Origin of the sequence: Streptomyces novaecaesareae (assembly GCF_000716875.1) — a bacterium.
GTDB classification, from domain to species: Bacteria; Actinomycetota; Actinomycetes; order Streptomycetales; family Streptomycetaceae; genus Kitasatospora; species Kitasatospora novaecaesareae.
The window spans coordinates 1-2,873 of sequence record NZ_JNWQ01000177.1; the positions used below are offsets into that span (position 1 = coordinate 1).

Genomic DNA, 2,873 nt, shown 5'->3' on the forward strand with positions numbered 1-2,873 from the left:
CCCTTGCCCCCGCCACCGCCCCCGCTCCCCCGTCCGGAGCCGTTTTGGGAGCCCAAGCCGATCTTTGCTACAGTTACATCTGTCAGCGCGACGGACGAGAGATCGGAAGCCGCGAGGACGACACCCAGTCCGGGTGGCGGAATGGCAGACGCGCTAGCTTGAGGTGCTAGTGCCCTTTATCGGGCGTGGGGGTTCAAGTCCCCCCTCGGACACAGAGTGATGCGGGTCAGGAGAAATCCTGGCCCGCATTTCGCGTTTCCGGGGCCGTTCTGAGCCTGGCCAGGCTCTCGCTCCGGACGAGCTGGCCCAACTGCGCCACCTCTGGCTGCGGTTGGTGGAGAGCCAGCAGGAGATCGAGCGGCACCTAGGGCGTTTCTGACGAGAGCCCGGACGGAGCGGCCGCTGCGGACGCCCGCCCCGGCCGGCCGCGCAGTGCCTCGCCGGTCATGAACGCCGTCACCGTGGAGACGATCAGCAGCGGCATCGCGTTCGCCGCCTCGCCGCCGAGGAGGGCCGCGGCGAGGACGGTGCTGGTGACCGGAAGGCGGGTGACGGCGGCGCCCGAGGCCGCGAGGCCGACGGCCAGGGCGGGCGCGGTGCCGAAGCCGGGCAGCGGCGCGCAGGCGATGCCGAGGGCGGCGCCGAGCAGGATCGCCGGGAAGATCGGGCCGCCGCGCAGGCTGCCGAGCGCGATGGACCAGCCGAGCCCCTTGCAGAGGACGAGGGCGAGCAGCGCGCCGATCGGCCAGCCGGCCGGGTCGGCGGCGAGGGCGCCGAGGGTGGCCTGGCCGGAGAGCGCGGCCTCCTCCGGGGAGCGGCCGGTGAGCAGGGCGTACGCGGCGATGCAGCAGCCGACCGCGACCGCGCACAGCACCGTCCGGGCGGCCGTCCGCCGGGCGGGGCCCGCCGTGGTGAGGGCCTTGATCCGGCGGCCGAGCGTCTGCCCGGTCACGCAGACCAGGGCGATCACGGCGGCCAGCGGGACGCCCCAGAGGAAGTCGCCGGGATCGGGGACGCCGCTCTTCGGCAGGTGCGGCAGCGAGAGCGCGCCGATCGACAGGCCGGTCCAGTGGCCGAAGCCGGTGAAGACCAGTGCTCCGACCCCGCTCGCCAGCAGGCTGGGCAGGATCAGCGCGATCAGCCGGGGGCCGCCCAGCCCGGCCGCCTCGATCAGCATCACCCCGGCCACCAGCGGGCTGCCGAAGATGGTGGAGATCGCGGCTGCCGCGCCGGCCGCGCCCAACACGGCCACCAGTTGCGGCTGTTCGGCCCGCCTGGCGGAGCGGACGGCGAGCAGGGCGAGGCCGCCGCCGAGCGCCATCAGCGGCGCCTCGGGGCCGAGGACCGCGCCGAGCGGCAGGCAGGCGAGGGCGGCCAGCACCACGCCGGGGACGGCGGCGGGCGGGGTGGGCGGGCCGCCGAGCCCGTCCACCGGGACGTGGCCGCCGCGCCCGGGCAGCCGGGTGACGACCGGGGCGAGCAGCAGACCGGCCAGCAGCAGTGCGGGCAGCGGCCACCACCAGGGGGCGCGGCCGTAGCCGGCGGTGTGCGGCAGGCTCTCCCAGATCCAGTGCTGGAGTTCGTGCTCCAGGCCGACGAAGCCGAAGGCGGCCAGCGAGACCGGGATGCCGACCAGCGCCGCGATCAGCAGCAGGCCGAAGTAGCCCTTGTGCAGCAGCACCTCGCGCAGGGTCGGACCGCCGTCCTGCTGCTGGGGCGTTCCCGGCATGGCCGCTCCTTCGCGCTCCCCGGGCCGCCCGATGCCCCGGAGGCCCCGTCCTGCGACCGAGTCTCGCCCGGGGGCGGGGGCCCCGCACGGCGCGCAGGCCGCCGACGGGGCCGGGAGCGGGCGCGGTTGCGCCGTACAGGTGAGCGGTAACGGCTGAGCGGTCACGGGTGAGCCGCGCTGCCGGCGCGCGTCAGGGCTGGCGGGTGTCCGCGCCCAGGGCGCTCTCGATGCCCTGGACCATGCGCCACAGCGGCGCCCGGCGGCTGGCGACCAGGACCACGACCTCGTCGGACTCCCCCTCGGCGGCGGTCTCGGACGGGCGGTCGCTCCACGTGCCGGTGACGAAGGCCATCGCCGCGTCCACCTCGGCCACCCAGTCGCTCTCCCCGCCCGAGCGCAGCCAGGTGCGCAGGGCGTGGTTGTGCGCGGCGACGACGGCCGCGGCGATCACGTCCGCACGCAGTGGGCCGTCCGGGCGGTCGGCGAAGCGGCCGCGCAGGTAGGCGGCGAGGGTGTGCTCGTAGCGCCAGACCACCGACAGCTCGTACGCCCGCAGGCCCGGCACCTTGCGGGTCAGCCGGTAGCGCTGGACGGAGAAGGAGGGCTGCTCGGCGTACATCCGCAGGACCAGGCGGGCGGCGTCGCAGGCGTGCCTGACCGGGTCCTCCTCGCCGGTGCCGGACTCCAGGAACTCCGTCATCTCGGCCAGGCTGCGCTCGTGGTCGGGGAAGACCACGTCCTCCTTGGCCGGGAAGTAGCGGAAGAAGGAGCGTCGGCCGACGCCGGCCAGCGAGACGATGTCGTCGACGGTGGTCTGCTCGAAGCCGCGCTCCAGGAAGAGCTCGAAGGCCGCGGCCACCAGCGCCTCGCGCATGGCGGGCTTGGGGGGACCGTCGTTCATGGGCAGGTCCTGCTCTTCCTTCTCGCTCATTCTCCGCAACCTACCTCGGTGCACCGCGTCGGCGCCGACGGCCGGACCGCTCCGGTCCGGCCGTCGGTGCAGGCCAGGCCGGGGTGCGGCTGACCGGCGGCGGTGTCCTGCGGAGTTACGGCAGGTTGCGGGCCATGACGATGCGCTGGACCTGGTTGGTGCCCTCGTAGATCTGCGTGATCTTCGCGTCCCGCATCATCCGCTCCACCGGGT

General features: G+C 74.8%; 3 protein-coding genes and 1 tRNA gene. 1 reads left to right on the plus strand and 3 read right to left on the minus strand.

Going from position 1 to position 2,873, the window contains the following annotated elements; all coding sequences use genetic code 11:
* Positions 1 to 127 precede the first annotated feature (127 nt).
* Positions 128 to 212 (plus strand) — tRNA-Leu (locus tag OP86_RS32295).
* 152 nt (positions 213 to 364) lie between these two features.
* Here OP86_RS32295 and OP86_RS32300 read toward each other — a convergent pair.
* From OP86_RS32300 to OP86_RS35445, 3 genes are all read right to left on the minus strand, one after another.
* On the minus strand, positions 365 to 1,729 hold the full coding sequence (locus OP86_RS32300) for a chloride channel protein (RefSeq protein ID WP_030055560.1): 1,365 nt from the start codon (positions 1,727 to 1,729) through the stop codon (positions 365 to 367).
* Between the two features lie 190 nt (positions 1,730 to 1,919).
* Positions 1,920 to 2,660, minus strand: a complete 741-nt coding sequence (locus OP86_RS32305) for a TetR family transcriptional regulator (protein ID WP_234434857.1) — start codon at positions 2,658 to 2,660, stop codon at positions 1,920 to 1,922.
* 115 nt (positions 2,661 to 2,775) lie between these two features.
* Positions 2,776 to 2,873 (minus strand): acyl-CoA dehydrogenase family protein (locus OP86_RS35445; RefSeq protein ID WP_157849844.1); only part of this gene is annotated, 98 nt, incomplete at its 5' end.

Excerpts from the sequence above, each read along its gene's own strand:
- OP86_RS32300 (WP_030055560.1), bottom strand. The coding sequence starts at position 1,729 with ATGCCGGGAACGCCCCAGCAGCAGGACGGCGGTCCGACCCTGCGCGAG.
- OP86_RS32305 (WP_234434857.1), bottom strand. The coding sequence starts at position 2,660 with ATGAGCGAGAAGGAAGAGCAGGACCTGCCCATGAACGACGGTCCCCCC.